The 22,959-nt window shown below is 66.6% G+C and carries 22 protein-coding genes and 2 pseudogenes; 10 read left to right on the plus strand and 14 right to left on the minus strand.

Features of this window, described 5'->3' with window-relative positions; all coding sequences use genetic code 11:
• The first annotated feature begins 45 nt into the window (after positions 1-45).
• Complete coding sequence (locus ACV22W_RS14215) at positions 46-1,455, plus strand: phage tail protein (RefSeq protein ID WP_448019976.1); 1,410 nt, start codon at positions 46-48, stop codon at positions 1,453-1,455.
• A gap of 105 nt (positions 1,456-1,560) precedes the next feature.
• Here the strand turns inward: ACV22W_RS14215 and ACV22W_RS14220 are convergent, their stop codons facing one another.
• Positions 1,561-2,748, minus strand: a complete 1,188-nt coding sequence (locus ACV22W_RS14220) for a glycosyltransferase (RefSeq protein ID WP_448019978.1) — start codon at positions 2,746-2,748, stop codon at positions 1,561-1,563.
• Positions 2,749-3,166: 418 nt separating this feature from the next.
• Here ACV22W_RS14220 and ispH point away from each other — a divergent pair, with 418 nt between their 5' ends.
• Positions 3,167-4,108 carry a 4-hydroxy-3-methylbut-2-enyl diphosphate reductase gene (ispH, locus tag ACV22W_RS14225; RefSeq protein WP_448019980.1) on the plus strand — a complete coding sequence of 314 codons (942 nt, stop codon included), beginning with the start codon at positions 3,167-3,169 and terminating at the stop codon, positions 4,106-4,108.
• Positions 4,109-4,120: 12 nt separating this feature from the next.
• The gene (hpnH, locus tag ACV22W_RS14230) at positions 4,121-5,281 is read left to right on the plus strand and encodes an adenosyl-hopene transferase HpnH (RefSeq protein WP_059528840.1); all 1,161 of its coding nucleotides are present in this window, start codon (positions 4,121-4,123) and stop codon (positions 5,279-5,281) included.
• 150 nt (positions 5,282-5,431) lie between these two features.
• Here the strand turns inward: hpnH and ACV22W_RS14235 are convergent, their stop codons facing one another.
• The 3 genes from ACV22W_RS14235 to ACV22W_RS14245 form a co-directional block, all read right to left on the minus strand.
• Positions 5,432-5,692, minus strand: coding sequence for a hypothetical protein (locus tag ACV22W_RS14235; protein WP_059815212.1), 261 nt, complete (start codon positions 5,690-5,692; stop codon positions 5,432-5,434).
• A gap of 181 nt (positions 5,693-5,873) precedes the next feature.
• Positions 5,874-6,353, minus strand: coding sequence for a hypothetical protein (locus ACV22W_RS14240; RefSeq protein WP_448019982.1), 480 nt, complete (start codon positions 6,351-6,353; stop codon positions 5,874-5,876).
• A gap of 226 nt (positions 6,354-6,579) precedes the next feature.
• Positions 6,580-6,957, minus strand: coding sequence for a hypothetical protein (locus tag ACV22W_RS14245; protein WP_448020060.1), 378 nt, complete (start codon positions 6,955-6,957; stop codon positions 6,580-6,582).
• A gap of 492 nt (positions 6,958-7,449) precedes the next feature.
• Between ACV22W_RS14245 and ACV22W_RS14250 the strand changes: the two genes are divergently transcribed.
• On the plus strand, positions 7,450-7,803 hold the full coding sequence (locus ACV22W_RS14250) for a DOPA 4,5-dioxygenase family protein (protein WP_448019984.1): 354 nt from the start codon (positions 7,450-7,452) through the stop codon (positions 7,801-7,803).
• A gap of 118 nt (positions 7,804-7,921) precedes the next feature.
• Positions 7,922-8,353 (plus strand): nuclear transport factor 2 family protein, encoded by a 432-nt coding sequence (locus ACV22W_RS14255; protein ID WP_448019985.1) that lies wholly within the window; start codon positions 7,922-7,924, stop codon positions 8,351-8,353.
• Positions 8,354-8,380: 27 nt separating this feature from the next.
• Here the strand turns inward: ACV22W_RS14255 and trhA are convergent, their stop codons facing one another.
• The 5 genes from trhA to ACV22W_RS14280 all read right to left on the minus strand — a co-directional run bounded on the left by trhA (position 8,381) and on the right by ACV22W_RS14280 (position 13,223).
• Positions 8,381-9,001 (minus strand): PAQR family membrane homeostasis protein TrhA, encoded by a 621-nt coding sequence (trhA, locus tag ACV22W_RS14260; protein WP_059448906.1) that lies wholly within the window; start codon positions 8,999-9,001, stop codon positions 8,381-8,383.
• Between the two features lie 213 nt (positions 9,002-9,214).
• On the minus strand, positions 9,215-9,421 hold the full coding sequence (locus ACV22W_RS14265; RefSeq protein WP_027781714.1) for a YbdD/YjiX family protein: 207 nt from the start codon (positions 9,419-9,421) through the stop codon (positions 9,215-9,217).
• Positions 9,422-9,433: 12 nt separating this feature from the next.
• Positions 9,434-11,512: a carbon starvation CstA family protein gene (locus tag ACV22W_RS14270; RefSeq protein ID WP_059815227.1), complete on the minus strand. Its 2,079-nt coding sequence runs from the start codon at positions 11,510-11,512 to the stop codon at positions 9,434-9,436.
• Between the two features lie 280 nt (positions 11,513-11,792).
• Entirely contained in the window at positions 11,793-12,221 is a 429-nt protein-coding gene (locus tag ACV22W_RS14275; RefSeq protein ID WP_448019988.1) for a PRC-barrel domain-containing protein, read from the minus strand.
• 294 nt (positions 12,222-12,515) lie between these two features.
• On the minus strand, positions 12,516-13,223 hold the full coding sequence (locus tag ACV22W_RS14280; RefSeq protein ID WP_448019990.1) for a response regulator: 708 nt from the start codon (positions 13,221-13,223) through the stop codon (positions 12,516-12,518).
• Positions 13,224-13,588: 365 nt separating this feature from the next.
• Here ACV22W_RS14280 and ACV22W_RS14285 point away from each other — a divergent pair, with 365 nt between their 5' ends.
• Complete coding sequence (locus ACV22W_RS14285) at positions 13,589-13,945, plus strand: transporter substrate-binding domain-containing protein (RefSeq protein WP_448019991.1); 357 nt, start codon at positions 13,589-13,591, stop codon at positions 13,943-13,945.
• Positions 13,946-14,139: 194 nt separating this feature from the next.
• Here the strand turns inward: ACV22W_RS14285 and ACV22W_RS14290 are convergent, their stop codons facing one another.
• The 3 genes and pseudogenes from ACV22W_RS14290 to ACV22W_RS14300 all read right to left on the minus strand — a co-directional run.
• Positions 14,140-16,383: an ATP-binding protein gene (locus ACV22W_RS14290; protein WP_448019993.1), complete on the minus strand. Its 2,244-nt coding sequence runs from the start codon at positions 16,381-16,383 to the stop codon at positions 14,140-14,142.
• Positions 16,384-17,012: 629 nt separating this feature from the next.
• A complete protein-coding gene (locus ACV22W_RS14295; RefSeq protein WP_448019994.1) occupies positions 17,013-18,143 on the minus strand; it encodes a 3-deoxy-7-phosphoheptulonate synthase in 1,131 nt (376 codons plus the stop codon).
• Positions 18,144-18,308: 165 nt separating this feature from the next.
• Positions 18,309-18,665, minus strand: a pseudogene (locus tag ACV22W_RS14300) (lipase family protein); the annotation flags it as partial.
• Between the two features lie 5 nt (positions 18,666-18,670).
• Here ACV22W_RS14300 and ACV22W_RS14305 point away from each other — a divergent pair.
• Positions 18,671-18,850 (plus strand): annotated as a pseudogene (locus ACV22W_RS14305) (hypothetical protein); the annotation flags it as partial.
• Positions 18,851-18,881: 31 nt separating this feature from the next.
• Positions 18,882-19,304 (plus strand): hypothetical protein, encoded by a 423-nt coding sequence (locus ACV22W_RS14310; RefSeq protein ID WP_448019995.1) that lies wholly within the window; start codon positions 18,882-18,884, stop codon positions 19,302-19,304.
• An 85-nt stretch (positions 19,305-19,389) separates the two neighbouring features.
• Here the strand turns inward: ACV22W_RS14310 and ACV22W_RS14315 are convergent, their stop codons facing one another.
• Complete coding sequence (locus ACV22W_RS14315; protein ID WP_448019997.1) at positions 19,390-20,100, minus strand: YceH family protein; 711 nt, start codon at positions 20,098-20,100, stop codon at positions 19,390-19,392.
• 354 nt (positions 20,101-20,454) lie between these two features.
• Between ACV22W_RS14315 and ACV22W_RS14320 the strand changes: the two genes are divergently transcribed.
• Both ACV22W_RS14320 and hutC read left to right on the plus strand, forming a co-directional pair.
• Positions 20,455-21,219: an SDR family oxidoreductase gene (locus ACV22W_RS14320; protein WP_448019999.1), complete on the plus strand. Its 765-nt coding sequence runs from the start codon at positions 20,455-20,457 to the stop codon at positions 21,217-21,219.
• Between the two features lie 44 nt (positions 21,220-21,263).
• Positions 21,264-22,001, plus strand: coding sequence for a histidine utilization repressor (hutC, locus tag ACV22W_RS14325; protein WP_448020000.1), 738 nt, complete (start codon positions 21,264-21,266; stop codon positions 21,999-22,001).
• Between the two features lie 100 nt (positions 22,002-22,101).
• Here hutC and ACV22W_RS14330 read toward each other — a convergent pair whose 3' ends face one another.
• A complete protein-coding gene (locus ACV22W_RS14330) occupies positions 22,102-22,956 on the minus strand; it encodes a phytanoyl-CoA dioxygenase family protein (RefSeq protein WP_448020002.1) in 855 nt (284 codons plus the stop codon).
• Between the last annotated feature and the right edge of the window lie 3 nt (positions 22,957-22,959).

Genomic DNA, 22,959 nt, shown 5'->3' on the forward strand with positions numbered 1-22,959 from the left:
CGGCGCAGCGGTTAAAATCGCGGGTCTTACGCAGAGAAGACACGCATGAACCTGAACGAACAGATCGATTCGCTCAACGCGGGCGTCGATCGGCTCCTCCACGATCACCACGCCGCGCAGCAGGCGGCACGCAGCGCGGAAGCGTTCGCGCGCGCCGCCGCGGCGGAAGCCCAGGCCGCCGCCGCCCGTCACGCCGCCGCCGAGACCGAAGCCCAAGCGGCCGCGCAGCGCCACACGGCCGCAGCCGCCGACGCCGAAGCCGCGCAGCATCGCCACGCGGACGCCACCGCCGCGGCCGAAGCCGCCGCCCAACGCCACATCGAAGCCACCGCACAGGCCGAGGCCGCCGTCCAGCGGCACGCAGAGGCGACCGCGCTGACCGAAGCGCTCGCCCAGCGTCACGCGGATGCCGAAGCCGCGTCGCAGCGTCATGCGGCCGCGATCGCCGAAGCCGAGGCCGCCGCGCAGCGTCATCACGCCGCCGCGACCGAAGCGGATGCAGCCGCGCAGCGTCATGCAGCTGCCGCCGCGGAAGCCGAAGCCGCCGCGAAGCGCCATGCCGAAGCAACCGCCGAGGCCGAGGCCGCGACGCAGCGTCATGCGGCCGCGATCGCCGAGGCGGAGGCACTCGCGCAGCGTCACACGCAGGCGATCGCCGACGCGGAAGCCGCCGCGCAGCGCCATGTCGAGGCAACTGCCGAAGCACAAGCCGTCACGCAGCGTCACACCGAGGCGATCGCGCAAGCCGACGCGGCCGCGCAACGCCACGCGGCGGCGACTGCCGAGGCCGAGGCCGTCGCGCAGCGCCACACCGAAGCGATCGCGCAGGCCGAAGCGGCCGCCGAGCGTCACGCGAAGGCGATCGCCGACGCGGAAGCGCTGGTCGAAGCCGTCGTGAAGGACGCCGCGACGAACGCGGCGGCTGTGGCAGCCGCGCCGGCCGTCGCGGCCGAAGTCGTCGAACCGGTTGTCGAATCCACGGTCGAGCCGGTGGCGCACGCAGCCGTGGCGGTGACCGCCGACGAAGCCGCGGCAGCGCCCGCCGATGCCGGCACCGCCGTCGTCGCGCCCGCCGCCGGCACCGCAATCGAAGTCGCCCCCGCTGCCGAAACAGCGGACACCGTCGCGGACAAGCCGACGCTGCACGTCGCCCGCCCGTCGCAGAACGAACTGACGCTGACCGTCAACGGCCAGTCGATCACGCTGCACCCGGAGCAGCTCGGCCAGCTGATCGAGGAACTCGCGCATGCGCGCGCGTCGATGCAGCCGGAACCGCCGCCGGGCATCCCGGCCGGCTGGCGCTTCGTGACGACGAAGAACCCGATGATGGCTGTGCAGAAGCAGTCGAACGGCGATCGCCTGCTGGTCGCGCGCCACACCGGCTACGGCTGGGTGCCGTTCACGTTCTCGCCGGACGTCGTGATCCAGATGTACATGATGCTGACGCAGCGGTAAGCACGAGCGCCGCCGCCGCATACGACAAAGCCCGATCGATTCACAATCGATCGGGCTTCTTGCTTTCCGAAATCCGGAGGAACGACCGGCATCCGCCGGCGTCCGTCAGCGCTCCACCGGCGCCTGCACGCGCGCCTTCCACTGGCCGCCCTTGCCGCGCCAGTAGCGCCACGCGGACGCGAACGTCGCACCGACGTAGAACAGCGCGACGAGCGGCAGCGCCGGCGCCCACAGCGGCGAGCGGCGGTAGTAGCGCAGCATCGGCGCATATGCGGTGCACATCGACGCCCACGCGAGCCACGCCGGCCACGCGCGCGCGCCATACGCGAGCGCGGCCACGGGCGGCACGAGGTAGATGATCGCCATTCCGAGCAGCGTGCCGGCGAGCAGCAGCGGCGAATAGTGGAGCTGCGTGAACGCGGTGCGCGCGATCATGTTCCAGATGTCGCGCCAGCTGTCGTACGGACGCAGCGACACGCTGCGGTCGGCCAGATCGAGCCGGATCGGATGCCGCCCGCTGCCGCGATGCTTGATCTGCGCGGCGAGACTGCAGTCGTCGATCAGCGCGCCGCGGATCGATTCGATGCCGCCCGCCTCCTCGAGCGCGCTTCGCTTGACCAGCATGCAGCCGCCCGCGGCGCCGGCCGTCCGGTTGCGCGGATTGTTGATCCACGAGAACGGATAGAGCTTCGCGAAGAAAAATACGAACGCCGGGATCAGCGCCTTTTCCCAGAACGAATCGCATCGCAGCCGCACCATCAGCGACACCAGATCGCGTTGTTCGGCCTGTGCGCGCGTGACGAGCTGGGCGACGGCGTCCGGCGGATGGCCGATGTCGGCATCGGTCAGCAGCAGATAGTCGGCCGGCAGCCCGAGCGTGCGCACCGCGGCGATGCCCTGCGACTGCGCCCACACCTTGCCCGACCAACCGGCCGGCAGCGGCTTCGCCGCCAGGACCGTCAGGCGGTCGGCGCGGTTGATCGCGAGCGCGGCGGCGCGGGCCGCATCGGCGGTGCCGTCGTCGCTGTGGTCGTCGACGATGATCAGATGAAAGTCGCCCGCATAATCCTGCTCGAGCAGCGACGTCGCCGCGCGGGCGATCACGTCGACCTCGTTGCGCGCCGGCACGACCGCGACCACGGCCGGCCAGCCGGCCTCGGCCGCGGCGCCGCGTGCCTCGGGCGGCAGCGCCCGCGCGGGGCGCGCGCGCCAGAAGCCGCCGCGCGCGACGAGCAGCACGATCCAGATCAGCAGCGACAGGCCGGATACCAGGAAGGTAATCGCCAGCATCATCGGCACGCCTCCTGCCGGATGCCGGCGTGAGCGGCGCCGGATCGTCCGGCCACAATCAGGGTCGGATTAAAAACACCCATGACCGCATCGGCGGCAGGGCAATACGCGTAAGAATCGACGGTCATCGAATGGCCTTGAAATGAGCGCGACGCCGGGCAGCCGGACAGGTTGCCCGCGAAACCGCGCAGTTTACCGGGTTCCGCGCGCGCGAGCGCCGACGCGGCTCTGCGGCAGATGCAACACGGCCGATACGGCACCAGAGCAAGGACGGCGCGATAGGGTTAAAATGCGCGATTAATTCGGGGTTCCGGGGCCTGGCCTGGCCGGTTCGTTTCCTGCCTTCATAACATCAAGCCGGGGCGAGCGAGCAGTGCCAGCTCCTCGAACCCCGGCGTCTGTCGTCGGAGTTCGCTCACTTATGCGAGTCATCCTTGCCCAGCCCCGCGGCTTCTGTGCGGGGGTTGTCCGTGCGATCGAGATCGTCGATCGCGCGCTGCAACAGCACGGCGCGCCGGTCTATGTGCGTCATGAGATCGTGCATAACCGGCATGTCGTCGAAAATCTGCGTAATAAAGGGGCACGATTCGTTGAGGAGCTCGACGAGGTGCCACACGGCGCCGTGGCGATCTTCAGCGCGCACGGTGTCGCACAGACGGTCGAACGCGACGCCGAAACGCGCGGGCTCGACGTGCTGGACGCCACCTGCCCGCTCGTCACGAAAGTGCACGTGCAGGGCCGCCAGTACGTCGCGGCGGGCCGCCGGCTGATTCTGATCGGCCATGCGGGCCATCCGGAAGTCGAGGGCACGATCGGCCAGATTCCGGCCGAGGTGATCCTCGTGCAGAGCGAGGCAGAAGTCGATACGCTGACGCTGCCGGTCGACACGCCGGTCGCGTACGTCACGCAGACGACGCTGTCGGTCGACGACACGCGCGGCATCATCGAAGCGCTGCAGCGCCGGTTCACCGACATCGTCGGCCCGGACACGCGCGACATCTGCTACGCGACGCAGAACCGCCAGGCTGCCGTGCGCGAACTGAGCAGCCAGGTCGACGTGCTGCTGGTCGTCGGTGCGACGAACAGCTCGAACTCGAACCGCCTGCGCGAGATCGGCACCGAAAGCGGTGTGCCGAGCTATCTCGTCGCCGACGGCTCGGAAGTGAAGCCCGAATGGTTCGCGGGCGCGCAGACGGTCGGCCTGACCGCCGGCGCGTCGGCACCCGAGGAAATGGTTGAGGATGTGATCGGCGCGCTGCGCGCGCTGGGGCCCGTCGATGTCACGACGATGGCGGGCCGTGAGGAAAAAGTCGAATTCAAGTTGCCGGCGAAGCTTACGCAAGCTGTCGCCCGCGAAGTTTAAGGAGGACAACTCTTGTCTATTCCGCTGCTCCAGCAAGTCCGCGTCGGCGCATACATCATGCGCCAACACCTGTCCGGCAACAAACGCTATCCGCTCGCGCTGATGCTCGAGCCGCTGTTCCGCTGCAACCTCGCCTGTAACGGCTGCGGCAAGATCGACTATCCGGACCCGATCCTGAACCAGCGCCTGTCCGTCGAGGAATGCCTGGAAGCCGTCGACGAGTGCGGCGCGCCCATCGTGTCGATCGCCGGCGGCGAGCCGCTGCTCCACAAGGAGATGCCGGAGATCGTCAAGGGCATCATGAAGCGCAAGAAGTTCGTGTACCTGTGCACGAACGCGCTCCTGATGGAAAAGAAGATGGACGACTACCAGCCGAATCCGTACTTCGTCTGGTCGGTCCACCTCGACGGCGACAAGGACATGCACGACCATTCCGTGTCGCAGGAAGGCGTATACGACAAGGCGGTCGCGGCCATCAAGGAAGCGAAGCGCCGCGGCTTCCGCGTGAACATCAACTGCACGCTGTTCAACGATGCAATCCCCGAGCGCGTCGCGAAGTTCTTCGACACGCTGGGGCCGATCGGCGTCGACGGCATCACCGTGTCGCCGGGCTATGCGTACGAGCGCGCGCCGGATCAGCAGCACTTCCTGAACCGCGACAAGACGAAGAACCTGTTCCGCGAGATCCTGAAGCGTGGCGAAGGCGGCAAGCGCTGGTCGTTCAGCCAGTCGTCGCTGTTCCTCGACTTCCTGGCCGGCAACCAGACGTACAAGTGCACGCCGTGGGGCAACCCGGCGCGTACCGTGTTCGGCTGGCAGAAGCCGTGCTATCTGGTCGGCGAAGGTTACGTGAAGACCTTCAAGGAACTGATGGAAGACACGAACTGGGACAACTACGGCGTCGGCAACTACGAGAAGTGCGCGGACTGCATGGTCCACTGCGGCTTCGAAGCCACCGCCGTGATGGACACGATCGCGCATCCGCTGAAGGCGTTTGCCGTGAGCCGGAAGGGTATCAAGACGGAAGGCGCATTCGCGCCGGACATCTCGATCGCGAAGCAGCGCCCGGCCGAGTACGTGTTCTCGCGCCACGTCGAGATCAAGCTCGAGGAAATCCAGCGCGCCGGCAAGGGCAAGCTGCAGAAGCCGGCGAAGCCGGCAACGGCGGCTTAAGCGCGTATCGCCACGTGGAGGTTCGCGCCTCCGCTTCGGCCCGCATCGAAGAAGCGCCACGGAGTTCGCTCCGTGGCGCTTTTGTTTTGGTGGGCGTCGTCGTAAGGCCGCGTGCATTCGCGCACGCATGAGCATGCGAATGCCCGCACGCTAGTGTCTCGACTCCGCCGCCGCGATCAGTTGCCATGCGGTCGGCCCGCGATCGAGCAGCGGGTCGGACGGCGGATCGAAATCGTGACGATGCGCGTCGTCGGACGGCAGTGCCTGCGACTTCGCGATGCCGATCTCGTCGCCGCATACGGTGCATCGATAGATGCCCGCGACCGGCGTCTCGCTGCCCGGCGGCAGGTTCTCGTTGAATGCGCGGCCGCTTCCGCACGTGAAGTAGCCACCGATCCTGTAAAGCGCCATCGCGCCTCCTGACTGAAACGAATGCATTCGCGGCGACACACATGATCGCCGCGAACGCGAGGATGGATCGTCATCGACCGAACCCGTTCGGCTCCTGTCGTGACACTGGGCGTCGAGCGTCAGCCCGAGGGCACGGAACGCGCATGAAACGCGGCCGCAGTGCCGGTCGCGTTGCCACCGCTCAATGCAGAATGACTGGTTCCCGCATCCGGGCCGCCGCCTGCGCGACCAACCCCGGCTGCTCGCTGGACGCGACCGCGCACACGTCGCGCCACAGCTCGGCGAGCCTATGCCGCGTGAGCGTCGCGACGCACGCGTCGTTCGCCGCGAGCACACGCTCGCGTATCGCGCACTCGTCGTCGTGCAGCGTCCATGCGCCGCTTTGCGCGGCGCGCGCCATACTCGCGTCGAGCGCGCGCTCCGCGTCGACGCACAGGTCGATGCTCGCATCGGGGGATACCGCGTCGTCAAGCGCGAGGAACACCAGATAGACGCTCGTGCGCAGCCGCATCAGTAACGTTTCGCTGCCGTACTCGCCGCGCAGCGCGACGAGCGCCATGTGGCATTTCAGCGAGATGTCGCGCACATGCGCGGGCGGCAGCGGCAGCAGCCACTCGCGCGTCAACGGCGGGTGGCGACGGCCTTTTCGGGCGGCCTTCATGATCCGCCCTCGCCTGCCGCGACGTCGTCCACGTCGAATGCCGGCCACGCGGTTCGGCACGCGCCGGCGCCGCGGCTCGCGTCGCGATGGCCGTTCGCGCGGCGCCGCGCGGCGCCGTACACATTGCCCCACCGCCGCGTCGCGCACGCCCGGGGCAGCCGGCGGAACGCAGATGCGCGCAACACATCGGGGAATCGGTCAAGGCATGCCATGCTCTGCTCCCGCATCAGAACGTGTTCTCGCCCTTCAGGTAGTACGCGGTCTTCACGAAGAACGCCTTCACCGGATGGCCGCTCTGCGCTGCGCTGGCCGCGCGCGCTTCCATCGCGGCCTTCTCCTCGCGCGAGCGGTCGGGCACCGGGTACCTCACGCGTTCGAGCGCACGCTGCATCGCGAGCGGATAGTCCTGGTTGCCGGCCGTCGTCGCACGATAGCCGGCGCGCGTCATCTGCGTCAGTTGCACATCGGTTTGGGCTCGCGCCGCCGACCAGGTCAACGGCGCGACGTTCGACTGCCACTCGGTATCGACGGACTGCGCGAAGCTCGCGGCGGGCAGCACGGCAAGCGCGCCGGACAGGACAGCAAGGGAAACAACGGATCGCATCATGGCCTCCAGATGGTTGTTTCCGCATCGATCGTCGTCGATGCGGTGCAATCATCGTATGTCGCGTGGCCACGCGCCTGAATAGCCGATTCCGCAATTGATATTTTCGGCATCGACGGACGGGTTGCGATCCACGCGATTCGCCAATGCCGCCTGACCGGAATTTCTTTATTTCATTCAACTACCTGATCGCGTTTTTGCAGACCAATCGACGTGCCGTGTGAATCGCTTTTGCAGTTTTTGAAATGACGTATTGCCGATGCGATTTCGGCCAAAGCCCTACCCGGTGCGGCTTTCGGCGCGACGCCGCACGCGCGGGCACAGGCGGGAAACGATTCGACAAATGCGCTCGTTTCCCTGACATACGACAAAACCTCCGTGCCGATTGACCGCTCCGCGAGAAGACGTGTGCGACACGGACGCGCGATAATTGCGCATCGCGCCGTCAGTCACGGCGCTTATCCGTTCCCCATTCTTCTCTCGAGTTCCGCCATGGCTGCCATCGACACCTCCGCCATCGACAATTGGCACGCACACGTCTACTTCGACGCCGCGAGCCGCGACGCAGCCTGGGCGTTCCGCCTCGTCGTCGAGGAACGATTCGGCGCGATGATCGAGCTCGGCCGCTTTCACGAGCGCCTCGTCGGCCCGCATCCGGCCTGGTCGTACCAGATCGCGTTCGACGCCACGCGCTTCGACACCATCGTGCCGTGGCTCGTGCTGAATCACGGCGCGCTCGACATCTTCCTGCATCCGAATACTGGCGACGATCTGCGCGACCATCGCGACAGCGCGGTGTGGATCGGCAAGTCGCATGACCTGAATCTCGGCGCGCTCGCGGGCTGACGAGCCGCACGCAGTCGCGCTCGACATACGCGGCATCCACGTTTCGGCCCAAGCTGAAACGTCCGGCGGCGCGGCGTCGATACAGTGGTTCCGTTACCCACGTTTGCCGGAACCCGCCATGACACGAGCCGACACCGACGCACAACGCATCCATCGAGACTGGCACGCCGCCGTCATCGCGCGCGACCTCGACGCACTGATGTCGCTGTACGCGAACGACGCGATACTCGAAACGCCGCTGATCGTCGCGATGCTGCCCGATCACGGCTCGGGCATGCTGCACGGCAAGGCCGCAATCGGTGCGTTCTTCGCGGCGGGCCTGCGCAATCCGGGAAACAAGCTCGGACGCTGGTATCGAACCGGGCAGTTCTTCTCGAACGGCCGGCAACTCACGTGGGAATATCCGCGCGAAACGCCGGAAGGCGATCAGGTCGATCTCGTCGAGGTGATGGATCTGCGCGACGGGCTGATCGCGCATCACCGCGTCTACTGGGGGTGGGTCGGGTTCATGGCGCTGCGCGAAGCAGCACAGGCGGCCGGGCATGCATGACGCGCGCCGTGCCGCCCGCGTGCACGCTCACGCGACATACATCGCGACACTGACGAACTGGCACAGGCTGCCGGCCAGCACGAAAAGATGCCAGATACCGTGCCCGTGGCGGATGCGCTCGTCGTTGATGAAGAAGTAGATCCCCGCGCTGTAGATCACGCCGCCGGCCACGAGCCATGCGGCACCCACCGGCGGCAGCGCATGTATCAGCGGGCGGATCGCGACGAGCGCGAGCCAGCCCATCAGCACGTACAGCACCATCGACACGATGCGCGTGCGCCGACCGAGCGTGAGTTCCTGCGCGATCCCGAATGCGGCGAGCCCCCAGCTCACGCCGAACAGCGACCAGCCCCACGGGCCGCGCAGCGTGACGAGCGTAAACGGCGTGTAGCTGCCTGCGATCAGCAGATAGATGGCCGAATGGTCGCACTTCTGCAGGATCGCCTTCAGGCGCGGGTTGCGCACGCTGTGATACGCCGTCGAGATCCCGTAGAGCAGGATCAGCATCGCACCGTACACGCTGAAGCTCACGATCTTGTAGGGATCGCGATCGAGCGCGCCCATCGTCACCAGCGCGACCAGCCCTGCCACCGACAGCACCGCGCCGACGAGATGGGAAATGCTGTTGAAACGCTCACCGACATGCACGACGGGTTCTCCTGCGCGGATTCTTCGGGAAAAGGATGCCTCATATGATACCGACGCCCGGACGTTGCCGCGCTGAACGAAGTCAAACGCCGCCGTGACGGGCGCCTCGCACGCACCACACGGGCCCGACAAAGAAAAAGCGCCGCGAATGTCTTCGCGGCGCTTCCCCGTCCGTCACCGGACCGCCTCACCGGCCGGCTGCGCCGGCCCGGTTCAGCAACACTTCCCTGCCCCCGACCCGTACCGCGCATTCTGACGCTCGCGGAAGAATTCCTCGTACGTCATCGGCTCGCGGTCCGGATGGGTTTCGCGCATGTGCGCGACATAGGTGTCGTAGTCGGGCAGGCCGACCATCAGCCGCAACGCCTGCCCGAGGTAACGCCCCGCACTGCGCAGGTCGCTGCCGAGATCGGTGAACATCGCGGCCTCCCGTTATCGTCCGCTGCCGAGCGCCTGCGCAGCCGGCATCGCTTCGTACGGCGTCTCGCGCACGGTGGGCTTCGACTCGCGACGCGCGCGCAGCACGGCGAGCAGGCCGTACCCCGCGATCGCCACGACGACGAAGATGAACAGGCCGGCCAGCGCCGCATCGATGTAGTCGTTGAAGATGATCCGCTGCATCTGCGCGATCGACTTCGCCGGGGCGAGCACCTTGCCTTCGTCCACCGCGGCCTGCAGCTTCGCCGCGTGCGCGAGGAAGCTGACCTTCGGATTCGAATCGAAGATCTTCTGCCAGCCGGCGGTCAGCGTGCAGATCAGCAGCCATGCGGTCGGCACGATCGTCACCCATGCGTAGCGCTCGCGCTTCATCTTGAACAGCACGACGGTGCCGAGCACCAGCGCGATCGCGGCGAGCATCTGGTTCGAGATGCCGAACAGCGGCCAAAGCGTGTTGATGCCGCCGAGCGGATCCACCACACCCTGATACAGGAAATAACCCCACGCGGCCACGCACAGCGCGGTGGCGACAAGGTTCGCCGGCAGCGACTCGGTGCGCTTGAGCGCGGGGTGGAACGTGCCGAGCAGGTCCTGCAGCATGAAGCGGCCCGCGCGCGTGCCGGCATCGACGGCCGTCAGGATGAACAGCGCCTCGAACAGGATCGCGAAGTGATACCAGAACGCCATCATCGCTTCGCCGCCGATCACCTGGTGCAGGATGTGCGCCATGCCGACGGCCAGCGTCGGTGCGCCGCCCGCGCGCGCGATGATCGTCGTTTCGCCGACGGCCTTCGCGGTCTGCGTGAGCATGTCGGGCGTCAGCACGAAGCCCCATTGCGTAACCGTGTTCGCGACGGCCTCAGGCGTCGAGCCGAGCACGGCCGCCGGCGCGTTCATCGCGAAGTAGATGCCCGGCTCGATCACGCACGCGGCGACCAGCGCCATGATCGCGACGAACGATTCCATCAGCATCGCGCCGTAACCGATGAAGCGCGCGTTGGTTTCGTTGTCGATCAGCTTCGGCGTCGTGCCCGACGAGATCAGCGCGTGGAAGCCCGACACCGCGCCGCATGCGATCGTGATGAACAGGAACGGGAACAGGTTGCCCGACCACACCGGGCCCGTGCCGTCGACGAACTTCGTCAGCGCGGGCATCTTCAGTTCCGGCGCGACGACCAGGATGCCGATCGCGAGGCCGAGGATCGTGCCGATCTTCAGGAACGTCGACAGGTAGTCGCGCGGCGCGAGCAGCAGCCACACCGGCAGCACCGATGCGACGAAGCCGTAGCCGATCAGGATCCACGTCAGCTGCGTGCCGCTGAACGTGAACCATGCGGCGAGCGCGGGCGAATCGTGCACGGTCTGGCCGAACGCGATCGACGCCATCAGCAGCACGAAGCCGATGATCGACACTTCGCCGATGCGGCCCGGACGGATGTAGCGCGTGTAGACGCCCATGAACAGCGCGATCGGAATCGTCGCGGCGACGGTGAACGTGCCCCACGGCGAATTCGTCAGCGCCTTCACGACGATCAGCGCGAGCACCGCGAGGATGATCACCATGATCAGGAATGCGCCGAACAACGCGATCACGCCGGGCACCGTGCCGAGCTCCATCTTGACGAGGTCGCCGAGCGAGCGGCCGTCGCGGCGCGTCGAGATGAACAGCACGATGAAGTCCTGCACCGCGCCCGCGAACACGACGCCGGCCAGGATCCACAGCATGCCGGGCGTGTAGCCCATCTGCGCGGCGAGCACGGGCCCGACGAGCGGCCCGGCGCCGGCGATCGCGGCGAAGTGATGGCCGAACAGCACGTACTTGTTGGTCGGCACGTAGTCGAGGCCGTCGTTGTGCCGGACGGCCGGCGTCATCCGCAGCCCGTCGAGCTGCATGACCTTGCTGGCGATGAAACGGCTGTAGAAGCGATATGCGATCAGATATACGCAGACTGCGGCGATCACGATCCATAGCGCGCTGACGCGTTCGCCGTGCGCAAGTGCGATCGTCCCGAATGCGAACGCGCCGAGCAGCGCGACCGCGATCCAGAGCAGGGTACTGGAAGCCCGATTCATGGCGTCTCCTGGTCTCCAATGTGGTTTTGAGTGGATCCGGCGAGGCGCCGGATCCGCGTGACGTCGATGCGTCGTGCCGCGTCTCGTGGAAGACACGGCGGTGGGCCGTAGTATTCCGCGCGACGGGGGAGGCTTACAAGCGCACAACTACGTATGTGAGGCTACGTAGAATTACGTAGCCGAGGGGCGAAAGTTCGGGTTGCGGCCGTGATCGACCGACGCGCGGCCGGCCACGCGCCGCGATTGGCCGTGCCCGGCGCATTGCGCCGGGCCGTCTGCATCAGTGCTTGTCGTCGAGCTTCTTCGGCTTCGGCGGCGACGGCACCTTCGCGTACTGGAACGCCGGCGTCGCCTTCAGCGCGTCCTTCGTCGCGCCCGGCAGGTAGATGTTGCCGTTGCGCACGTCGAGCGATGCGATCGGCACCGCGACGTCGTGCGCCGCGACGCCCAGGAAACCGCCGGCCGACACGATCGCGGCCGACACCGAGCCGTCAGGCGCGACGATCAGGTCGCGCACCGTGCCGACTTTCCGGTTCTGGTCGTTGTACACGGCCTTGCCGAGCACGCTCTTCTTCACGCTCCAGCCTTCGAGCAGCGCCTGCGATTGCTCGACGGTGACGCTGAGTGGCTGGGCGCCCGCGATCTGCGCATGCACGTTGATGCTCGATACGAGAACGGCGGCTGCGACGATTGTCTTGGTGAAAGCCATGCTGATTGCACTCCGGTTAGGTTGCTGTTGGTGCCGGGAGCGAAGCGGCGCGGGTGCGGTGGCGAATCGGTGAGCACCCCGCGCTTCGTCGATGCAGCAGCGGCCGGCCGCGCCGCCGCCGCCGCGTGTGCGCGCAACGGCCCGGACGGGCACGTCGGTTAGCGCAACACGGGCCATGGTAGCGCCAGTCGAGAAGCGCTGCCATGAGGCTGCATTGCACAGCGGCGTACGGAAATGAACGAAGATCAATGTCGGCGTAGAAAATGCCGAGCGAGATTCGGAATCAGACGACGCTCATTGTTTTTCGAGCAGCTTGCGGGACGCGAACAATTCGGCATCGCTACGGATACCGAGCTTGCGATACGCCGATTGCTTTTGCGCGCTGATCGTCTTGCGGCTGCGGGAAAATTTCAATGCGATATCGGATACCGACATGCCCGCCAGATAACAGCGCAGCACCTCGTGCTCGCGCGGGCTCAGGCGCAGGTCGGCGGACGATTCCGATTCGGCCGTCGGTGCGTCGTCGCTGACGGCCGGTTTCGGCGCCGTCACGCTCTGGACGGGCGTTGCACTCGCCATCACCCTGCTTGCCAATTCGGCACTGATATACGAACGTCCGTCCGCGACCACACGGATCGCATGCACCAGTTCGCGAAGATTCTCGCTCTTGCCGAAAAAACCGAGCGCGCCTGCGCGCATCGTCATGTTGACGGTCGCGGGCGTATCGCTGCTCGACGTCATCAGTATCTTGCAATCCGGGAAGCGCGTGCTCACCAGCTTGACGAGATTGAGGCCGTCGATCTCGTCCGGGCCCAGCGTGTAGTCGAGCAGCACGACGTCCGCGCGATTCGACTCGAGCCAGCTGATCAATTCGCGCGACCTCGCAAAGCTCGCCACCACTTCGATGCCGGTCCTCTCCGTCAGATAACTCGCGATCCCGTGTTGGACGACGGCATGGTCGTCCAGGATCACGACGCGGATCGGTTGGAGCTCTGGTCTCATTGCTACCCCTTTTTCTTTCTGGCGATACGGCCATCAACGGTTGGCCCCTTCTTGCCATGGCAAACCGGAACGGATGATCCGAATTAGCTTACCGGCTTTCTGGATAATTTTTAACCCCGCCGGCTAAACAGCCGAAGTGCGAGCAGTCGTGGTGGACGCCATGCAATCCGATTCGGCATTCGCGGTAGTGACAGCATGGGAAACGGCCCGCGCGCCCCGTCTCCACGATCAGGACGGCGTATGTCGCTGGCGCGGGCGCGACCCGCAACGAATCGCCGACCCGCGGCGCTCCCGTCGTCGAAAGGCCTGTTGATGCCGGTGCTCCCGTCGGCACCGCGTTGCGTCGACGCAACAGACTATTTGTGATGACGACCTCGCGCCGCGCATTTCTCACGCCGCTGCAGCGCCTGATACCGATCATCCCATCTGTGCAGATTACGCTTGAGGCAAAGGCATGGATCGCCGCGCATCCGGTGGTGCGTACCTATGGCGACACGCATTGGCGCCCGCTCGAATTCCGCGAACGCGGGAAGGTCGTCGGCGTCGTGCCGTCCTATCCCGACGCGATTTGGCGAATCAGCGGACTGCGCTTCGAGTATGTCGAGAATGTATCGTGGCCCGGTTCATACCACGCTTTCATGTCAAGGAAGATCGACATGGCGCCGGACGCCATTACCGTCACTGGCAAGTCGCGGCGGCCGGTGCCATCCTGTTCGCCTTGACGACGGTCGCCTTCGTTCCTTGGCGTTCGCGCGTCGCGGCCGCGCGCAGCAAGCTCGACAAGGCGGTGTAGCGCGTGTTCAGCAGCCGCGAGATCCGCGATCGCCACCGTCGCATTTTCGAGCCGCACCGGCGCGTCGAGCAGCCGGGCAGCCGCCCCGTGCACGACGTGGGCACGATCTATCGATCTATCGATCTATCGATCCGTCGCGAACGGGTCGACTTGCTGAACGCCGTGGAGTTCGCGAAGCCATGTTTCGACACGCAACGCGACATTGGCGATATTGCCGAGTTTGGCCAGATGCGACGCCCCCGCAATCCGGTGCGCGGCCCGTGCGGCTGCAACGAAATCGCGCGACAGCAATCCGTTGACAAGCGCGTCGAGGTCCTTCGCCACCTCGCGATCATAGACCGCGTCGAGATCGGCGGCATCGTCCGCACGCGCCGCGGCCTGCTCCATCTCGGCATACGCCGGGCACCACATCGCGATCAGCTGCCGCAACGTTTCGAGTCGCAGCGGCTTGCCCAGCACGCCGTCCATGCCGCTGTCGAAGCAGCGCTCGCGATGCGCATCGCCGGAAACCGCGGAAATTCCGATGATCGGAACATGTCTCGCTTCGCGTGCCGACTCGTCCTGACGGATCATCTTCGCAAGCGCATAACCGTCGACGTCCGGCAGATCGCCATCGAGCAGCACGAGGTCGACACGGCCGCGCGCCAGTTGACGCAGCGCGTCCTCGCCGGTACCGGCGACGATGCCGACGCAGCCGAGTTCGTCGCATTGCTGCTGCAGCGCGAACTGCACGGTTTCGTGATCGTCGACAATCAGGATGCGCGGCGAGTCGGGATGAGCGTGTCCAGACAGTGCGTCGACCAGCACGGGCGTCGACGCGGCAGGCCGCACCGGCAACGGCTCGTCCACCGCCGTGACCGGCAATCGCACCGTCATCGTCGTTTCGACGTGCGGCAGGCTTTTGACGGTGATCGTGCCGTGCATCAATGCGACCAGTTCGCGGCAGATCGCGAGGCCAAGCCCGCTGCCGTTGACGTCCTGGTGATGCGAGGCAGGCCCCTGCCAGTATGCGTCGAAGATGTGTTCGACCCGTTCGGGTGCAATGCCGATGCCGGTATCGCGCACCGCGAGGATCAGCGTGCCATTTTGCCCCTGGCGACCGGAAACATACTCGACGCGCAGTGTCACCGAGCCGGCAGATGTGAATTTGATTGCGTTGACGAGCAGGTTCAGCACGATCTGGCGCACACGGACCGGATCGATCGAAACACGCACCGCCGGCGGACAAGCAGAGTCGAGCACCAGCTCCAGCATCTTGTCGTCGGCACGCCAGCGCACCATGTCGACCGTATGCCGCGCCCACGACTCGAGCTCGACTGCCTGCGTGGCAAGCCCGACCTTACGCGATTCGAGGCGAGAATATTCGAGGATATCGTCGAGCAGCGTGAGAAGCGTTTCCGATGCCGAGATCGCCGCATCCGCGCGATTCGCCTGTTGCCCGGTCAACCGCGAGCGCTGCAGCAATTCCAGCGACGACAGGATCGTATGCATCGGCGTGCGGATTTCGTGACTAACGAACGCGAGAAACATCGCCTTGTCGCGCTCGCTGCGAATCGCGGCCACGCGCGACTTCCACGACAGGAATGCGAGCATCGCGAAGGCCAGCAGCGCGGCGGCGATCGCGACCACCTGGGGCGCCCGGTAATGCAGGATCGAACGGATCGTCGGCTTGCCGTAATCGGCCATCTCGACCCAGTCGCGGGTAAGCTCCGCCGTCTTGCTCACGGGAATGGCCGCGAGCGACTTGTCGATGATCGATGCAAGGATCGGCAAGTCTGCCCGCGTGAGCATCGCCAGCGATACGGGGCGGTCGGCAAGCATCCCCGACATGTAAAGCTGCCCGGGGAACTGCCGCTGCACGATCGGCAGAATCGTGACGTCGACGCCGAGTGCGGCATCCGCCTCACCGTTGGCAACCGCGGCGAGCGCGAGTTCCTCGGTGTAGAACGTGAGCACGTCGAGCATCACGCCGCTGTTGCGCGTGAAATACTCTACCGCGCCTTGCCCCTTGATCGCGACGCGCCGGCCTTCGAGCCGCTTCAGGTTGAAGATCATCGCGGAGTCGTTGCGCGTGACGGCGGTCAGCCGGCCGACCAGGTAGGGCGCACTGACGAGAGCACCGGCACCGACGCGGTCCGGCACCAGGTCGCGCCATACGCCCGGCAGCAGATCGACCTTGCCCGATGCAAGCGCCTCGTACGCGTGCCCCCATTCCGTGCCCGGCACCGTTTCGAACGTCAGCCCGGTCATTTTCGAGATTGCGTTCAGGTACCCCGCGACAAGGCCGGCATGGTTGCCGTTGCGCATGTATTCGATCGGATGCCAGTTCGCCTCGACTGCGATATTGACGACCGGGTGCGCGCGCATCCACCGAAGCTCCTCGTCAGTGAAGGTGGGCTTCCAGCAGGCGGTCGCGCCATTCGCAGGGAGCGACGAGACAACGAGCCAAAGGAACATTGCGCGCAAGAGCAGGCGCGGTGCGGCGCGGTACGCGATAAGACGACCTTCCATGTACGATACGGCGGCCGTAGCAAGTGCATCGGAGACCATGCACGGCATGCGCCGTCGGTTGAGGTTTGCAGATGTGTCGACTCTATCCGACGATCCGCAAATCGGCCGTCCATCCAATCCGATTTCAGACAGATGCCTTAGGAATTATCTTAAATTTTGCCGGTGGCCACGGGATTCGTATCAGCGGAATCCCACACAGCGCGGCCGCTCGCCGCACGGCGCCTCGGGCGCATGCGACTGACAAATTGCGACGCGCCGGCGAGCGGTCGGCGCAACGGTCGCGACACGGCGGAACGAACGTCTCGTCGGCGTCGCCGCGATTCCAGTCGTTGGGATACCGCCGATATGCGACGTGCCGCGGGCCGCGCGCGCACGAGGATTTCGCGTGGCGCGGCACACGAGACGGATGAAACAACTCGCTCGGCACCCGTCTTCGTCGATGGGCCGACCACGACGGCGGCGGGCATCAACCCGCCGCCGTCACCTCACGCATTGCGCGAATACACTCGCCGATGCCGCACCGCCTCCGCCAGCACGTCCAGCACCGGCTCCGTCTGCGTCCAGCTCAGACACGCATCCGTAATCGACACGCCATACTGCAGCGGCACGCCGGGCTTCAGATCCTGACGCCCGGCCTCGAGATGGCTCTCCACCATCACGCCGACGATCCGGTGCTCGCCCTGCGACAGTTGCCGCGCAAGATCCTGCGCGACTTCGATCTGCCGCTCATGCGACTTGTTCGAGTTCGCGTGCGAGCAATCGACCATCACCTGCTCGCGCAACCCGCTCTTGCGCAGCACCGCGCAGCTTGCCTCGACGTGTTCGGCGTCGTAGTTCGGCCCGTTCTTGCCGCCGCGCAGGATCACGTGCGCGTCGTCGTTGCCGCGCGTCTCGAAGATCGCGGCCATGCCCATCTTCGTCATCCCCATGAACGCGTGGCTCGCGCGCGCGGCGACGATCGCGTCCGACGCGACCTGCACGCCGCCGTCGGTGCCGTTCTTGAAGCCGATCGGGCAGCTGAGCCCCGATGCGAGCTGGCGATGGCTCTGGCTCTCGGTCGTGCGCGCGCCGATCGCGCCCCACGCGATCAGGTCCGCGATGTACTGCGGGCTCAGCAGGTCGAGGAATTCGGTCGACGCCGGCAGGCCGAGCGCGTTGATGTCGAGCAGCAGTTGCCGCGCCGCGCGCAGCCCTTCGTTGATGCGGAAGCTGCCGTCCAGACGCGGATCGTTGATGTAGCCCTTCCAGCCGACGGTCGTGCGCGGCTTCTCGAAGTACACGCGCATCGTGATCAGCAGGTCGTCCTTCAGCGCATCGGCGGCGGCCTTCAGGCGACGTGCGTAGTCGAGCGCCTGGTCGTGGTCGTGGATCGAGCACGGGCCGACGACGAGCAGCAGCCGGTCGTCGCGGCCGTGCAGGATGTCGCCGATCGCGCGGCGCGTGTCCTCGACGAGCATCTGCGTGGCGGCCGGCACCGGCAGTTCGTCCTGCAGCAGAGCGGGCGAGATCAGCGGACGCACGGCGCCGATGCGGACATCGTCGATGCGCGTGGTATCTTGCGTCGCGTCGGCGCTGCCTACCTCGCGATCGTGGGAAGGATTGTCGAGGTTCTGCATGGGGGTTCTCCGGGGACGTCTGGAATGATGTGCAGGCTCGATTATGGCACTCGGGCGTGGCGGCAGCGAGGCGCGGCGGGGGAAGGCGACCGGCGTCAAGGCGCCGGATGAAAGACGGCGATCCGCGAAGGATCGCCCGGCGATCGGTGTCGATGCGCGTGGCGGCTAGTGCAGCGTCTCGGGCGCGAGCGAATTGCTCGGCAACAATGCCGTCAGCGCGCAATTGCTCGGCGCGGTCGTGCCGTCGAAGCGGTTGTAGCGCCAGGGCGGCATCCCGGCTACCCACGACGCGATCGCGCCCGCATGGTTGTGCGCGGGATCGACCGGCACGCCGCCCTCGGCCGCGCCGACGAGTTGCTTGCTGATGTCCGGCGCATAGCTCGGTGCGAGTTGCGCGGCCCAGTTCGTCGCGATCGCACCGCCGGAATAGCCGATCATCGCGACCGTGCTGGACGGCACGAGGCCCGTCGACGGCGTGTTGAGCGCCGCGCGGGTCGAATCAGGCGTCGTCATCCCGTATTCGGCACGACGAAGGCGTGCCGGCCGAAGACAGCCTGCGCGGCATTGTTCACCATCTGTCCGGACCGGCGCGCACGGAGCAGGGATGGCGCGTGAACGCGGATCTCGGTTCGGCGTCGGGCGCGGCCGTCGAGGACCTGCTGTTCCGGCTCGTCGACGCGGGCGCAACGCGGATCACCGTCGGCTGAATTGCCTTCCATCCACAACTCACACGCAAACATGAAAAAGACACTTGCTGCGTTGCTGCTGTGCATCGCATTGCCTGCATCGGCCGAAGTCAGCACCGAGGTGCTGTGCTTCAGGACGACCGGCGACGAACCCGTGCGCTTCGAGTTGCGCACGTATTACGACGACGTGGCGAAGTGGCAAGGTGGCGTCGTCCGCTACGCGAAATCGAAGACGGCGATTCCCCTTCTGTTCAAGCACGTGGATCAGGAGGTACTCGCGGAAGGCCGCCCGTACCAGTTCACGACGACGTGGTGGGAAATGGTCGGCGGCAGGATCAACGGCGAATACGAGATGATGAGCCAGGGTGCGATCGTCTATTCGATGACGTACACCAATGCGCGCACCGGCAAGAAGACCGATTTCGCGTGGGCGCAGGACGTCGATGCGTCCGAGAAGACGGGATGCCGCTGGTAGCGCGGATTCGAGCGGTGTCGGGAGGCGAGCCCGTCACCCGGCGCGCCCTCATCCGCGCCGGTGTCGAGTTGGCTCGGGCGGGCGGTCAGCCTGCGTCGCCTGGGGTATCGACGTCGATCCCGAGTTCGGTCGCCATCCGCTGAACGAGCGCGTTCAGCCGGGCCACTTCATCCGCAAGCCGCTTCTGTTCGGCCTTCAGCGCCTCGAACTCGGACGGCGGAACGGAATCCGCACCGCCGCCCGCATCCGAGCCGGCGAATTCGGCGACGTTCACCTCGCCGCACATCAGATGCATCCAGCGATTCTCGCGCGCACCGGGCGCGCGCGGCAGCCGGACGACGAGCGGCTGCGCACGCGCCGCGAGTTCGTCGAGGAATGCCTCGACCGACGAGATGTCCGCGAAGCCGTGCAGGCGCGCGCTGTTCAGGCGCAGTTCGGCGGCCGTCTGCGGGCCGCGCAGCAGCAGGATCGTCAGCAGCGCGATCGCCTGGCTCGGAATCCCGAGCACACGGTTCATGTTGTGCTCGAAACGCGGCACGCGGCTGCTGCTTCCTTCCATCACGAGGCTCAGGTGCTTGAGCCCGTCGAGCGCGGTCGTGACTTCGTCCTCGCTGACGTTCATCACCGGCGAGCGCGCGGTTTTCTGGTTGCAGCCCGAGGTCAGCGCATTCAGCGAGAGCGGATAGGTGTCGGGCACGGTGTGCTGCTTCTCCACGAGCACCCCGAGAATGCGGGCCTCGAGAGGCGTGAGTTCGCGCAGGGCGCGTGGCGTGGGCATGTCCGGCGTGGTGTTCATGGATGCGTCGCAGCGTGCAGCAAGTGAAAGGAAGCGGTCGCGAATCCGTCCGGCGTCGCGAACGGGCGAGCCATATGATAGCTCGCGACGCGGGGCACCGCGCCACGCGCGGCGATGGCGTGCGGACTTGCCGCAGTCCGCTTTCGTCCAACGTATCGGCCGCACGGCGGCACCCCGCGTTTGCGCGTCGCGCGGGCCGGCGCTACGATACGCGTTCACTTTTGGACATGCCGCGCCGCACGCGGCCGACTTCGCCCGCCACGCCAGCGCCGCGCATCGCCCGCCCCGCACGCCGTGCCGCGGCGCATGCGCGCCACGCGTCAACACGCTTCATCCGTTCACTCATTCACCGCCATGACCGCATCCATTTCAGCGCCACACGTGCGCGCCATCGTCACCGGACACACGCGCGGCCTCGGCGCGTCGCTCGCCGAACAATTGCTGCAGGAAGGCATCGCCGTGCTTGGCGTGTCGCGCCGCCGTCATCCGTCGCTCGCCGCGCAGGCCGGCGACCGCTTCGCCGAAATCGAGCTCGACCTGTCGGACACCTCGGCCGTCGCGGCCTGGCTCGCCGTCGACACGCTGCGCCGCTTCGTCGACGGCGCGTCGATCGTGCTGCTCTTCAACAACGCGGGCATCGTCGATCCGATCGGCTCGCTCGACGCGCAGGACCCGGCGCTCGTCGCGCGCGCGATCGGCCTGAACGTCGCGGCGCCGCTGATGCTGTCGGCCGCGCTCGTGCAGTCGGCGGTGGCGCCGACCGAATGCCGGATCCTGCACGTATCGAGCGGCGCCGCGCGCAACGCGTATGCGGGCTGGAGCATCTACTGCGCGACCAAGGCGGCGCTCGACCATCACGCGCGCGCCGTCACGCTCGACGCGAACCGCGCGCTGCGGATCTGCAGCGTCGCGCCGGGCGTCGTCGATACGGGCATGCAGGCGACGATCCGCTCGACCAGCGAAGCGAACTTCCCGATGCGCGAGAAATTCGACCAGTTGAAGTCGAGCGGCGCGCTGTCGACGCCCGAGGCGGCCGCACGGCAATTGATCGGCTATGCACTGAGCGACGCGTTCGGTTCGGTGCCGACGGCCGACATTCGCGAACTGCCCGCAACCTGATCCGGGATAGAATTTCGCGGTCGCCTTTCCCCGAGGGTCCCCCGATGGTCACGAAGACCACCGCTCCGTTCCAGCAGATCAAGACGCTCGTCCGCCAGAATGTCGACGCGGGGGACTGGCGCCCGGGGGATCGCATTCCGTCCGAACTCGATCTTGCCGCGCGATTCGGCGTCGCGCGCATGACGGTCAACCGCGCGCTGCGCGAGCTGACCGAGGAAGGCGTGCTGAAACGCATCGCGGGCGTCGGCACGTTCGTCGCCGAGGTGAAGCCGCAGTCGAACCTGCTGATGATTGCGCACATCCGCGACGAGATCCGCGCGCGCGGCCACGAGTATCGCTGCCGCGTGCTCAGCCAGTCGCGCGAGCCCGCGTCGTTCGACGTCGCAGCCGCGTTCGGGCTGGCGGTCAACACGCCGGTCTTTCACGTGGTGTGCGTGCACGAGGAAAACGGCCGCCCGATCCAGTTGGAGGATCGCTACGTGAACCCGGCCGCCGCACCCGAATTCATCGATCAGGATTTTCAGGCCGAGCCGCCGTCCGAATACCTGTTCAACAACGTGTCGCACTACGAACTGGAAATCGAGCACGTAGTCGACGCGTCGCTGCCGACCGGCGAACAGGCGCGGCTGCTCGACATGCGCGCCGACGAGCCGTGCCTCACGCTCACGCGCCGCACCTGGACGAACGGACTGCCCGTCACGTTCGTGCACTTCCTGCATCCGGGCAACCGCTACCGCCTCGGCTCGCGCTTCAAGCCGGGCGCCGGGCGGCACCAGACCTGAACCTTCCCCGCCCCTCGAAAACGACCACGCGCGGCGACCGCTTCATCGCGAAACAGTCGCCGCGCGCGTGATGTCACTTGATGTCGTCGCTATCCGCCGCTTACGCTCGGATCGCCCCGACCTGCCCCGCGCCGCGCGACCACACGACCGGAAACAGCGGATGCTCGAGCGGCGCGCCGTCGGGCAGTTCGTCCGCGAGCCCCGGGAAATCGGGCGACGTCTTCCAGCGGCGCGGCGCATGACGGATGTCGTCGCCGACGAAGCGGATCGAAAACGCGCGCCGGCGGTTCTGCGTTCCCCCCGACGCGTGCAGCGTCAGCATCCGGAAGCACACCATGTCGCCGGGCTCGAGCGCCCAGTGGCGGATCGGAAAAGCCGAACGGTCGGCCTCGATGTCGGGCAGGTCGGCGAGGCTGCCTTCCGGGAACCACTTCGCCTCCTTGTCCATGAACGTGCGCGGCATCAGCCACGGCCCTCGGTGCGAACCCGCGACGAATTCCAGCGTCGATTCGAGCGGCACCGGATCGACCGGAATCCACATGCTGACGTTGTCGTCGCCTTCGATGTTGTAGTAGGGCTGATCCTGATGCCACGGCGTGCGCTGCCGCGTGCCGGGCTCCTTCACCAGAAGATGGTCGTGATGCAGCCGCACCGCCCGCGTGCCCATCAGCGCGGCGGCCACCGACGGCGCGGGCGAGCGCACGATGAAGTCGCGGTACGCGTCGTTGTGCTGCCAGTTGCAGAAGTCCTCGAAGAACCAGCCCGGGTCGTCGGGCCGGCTCGCGACCTTCGCGCGCTCGCTGGGCTGCGCGAGGTTCGCATCGATGCCGGCGCGCAGCGCGGCCACTTCGTCGGGCGAGAAGATGCCCTTGATGCAGACCGCGCCTTCTTCACGGAAGGCGGCGATCAGTTCGGGCGTCACGGCTGTTGCGACGCGGTCCTGGATGCTCGTCATGGC

It is taken from the genome of Burkholderia sp. AW49-1 (assembly GCF_053427845.1).

Coding starts and splice junctions, on each gene's coding strand:
- ACV22W_RS14215 (WP_448019976.1), top strand. CDS start 46: ATGAACCTGAACGAACAGATCGATTCGCTCAACGCGGGCGTCGATCGG.
- ACV22W_RS14220 (WP_448019978.1), bottom strand. CDS start 2,748: ATGATGCTGGCGATTACCTTCCTGGTATCCGGCCTGTCGCTGCTGATC.
- ispH (WP_448019980.1), top strand. CDS start 3,167: ATGCGAGTCATCCTTGCCCAGCCCCGCGGCTTCTGTGCGGGGGTTGTC.
- ACV22W_RS14235 (WP_059815212.1), bottom strand. CDS start 5,692: ATGGCGCTTTACAGGATCGGTGGCTACTTCACGTGCGGAAGCGGCCGC.
- ACV22W_RS14240 (WP_448019982.1), bottom strand. CDS start 6,353: ATGAAGGCCGCCCGAAAAGGCCGTCGCCACCCGCCGTTGACGCGCGAG.
- ACV22W_RS14245 (WP_448020060.1), bottom strand. CDS start 6,957: ATGCGATCCGTTGTTTCCCTTGCTGTCCTGTCCGGCGCGCTTGCCGTG.
- ACV22W_RS14250 (WP_448019984.1), top strand. CDS start 7,450: ATGGCTGCCATCGACACCTCCGCCATCGACAATTGGCACGCACACGTC.
- ACV22W_RS14255 (WP_448019985.1), top strand. CDS start 7,922: ATGACACGAGCCGACACCGACGCACAACGCATCCATCGAGACTGGCAC.
- ACV22W_RS14265 (WP_027781714.1), bottom strand. CDS start 9,421: ATGTTCACCGATCTCGGCAGCGACCTGCGCAGTGCGGGGCGTTACCTC.
- ACV22W_RS14270 (WP_059815227.1), bottom strand. CDS start 11,512: ATGAATCGGGCTTCCAGTACCCTGCTCTGGATCGCGGTCGCGCTGCTC.
- ACV22W_RS14275 (WP_448019988.1), bottom strand. CDS start 12,221: ATGGCTTTCACCAAGACAATCGTCGCAGCCGCCGTTCTCGTATCGAGC.
- ACV22W_RS14280 (WP_448019990.1), bottom strand. CDS start 13,223: ATGAGACCAGAGCTCCAACCGATCCGCGTCGTGATCCTGGACGACCAT.
- ACV22W_RS14285 (WP_448019991.1), top strand. CDS start 13,589: ATGACGACCTCGCGCCGCGCATTTCTCACGCCGCTGCAGCGCCTGATA.
- ACV22W_RS14290 (WP_448019993.1), bottom strand. CDS start 16,383: ATGCGCGCGCACCCGGTCGTCAATATCGCAGTCGAGGCGAACTGGCAT.
- ACV22W_RS14295 (WP_448019994.1), bottom strand. CDS start 18,143: ATGCAGAACCTCGACAATCCTTCCCACGATCGCGAGGTAGGCAGCGCC.
- ACV22W_RS14310 (WP_448019995.1), top strand. CDS start 18,882: ATGAAAAAGACACTTGCTGCGTTGCTGCTGTGCATCGCATTGCCTGCA.
- ACV22W_RS14315 (WP_448019997.1), bottom strand. CDS start 20,100: ATGAACACCACGCCGGACATGCCCACGCCACGCGCCCTGCGCGAACTC.
- ACV22W_RS14320 (WP_448019999.1), top strand. CDS start 20,455: ATGACCGCATCCATTTCAGCGCCACACGTGCGCGCCATCGTCACCGGA.
- hutC (WP_448020000.1), top strand. CDS start 21,264: ATGGTCACGAAGACCACCGCTCCGTTCCAGCAGATCAAGACGCTCGTC.
- ACV22W_RS14330 (WP_448020002.1), bottom strand. CDS start 22,956: ATGACGAGCATCCAGGACCGCGTCGCAACAGCCGTGACGCCCGAACTG.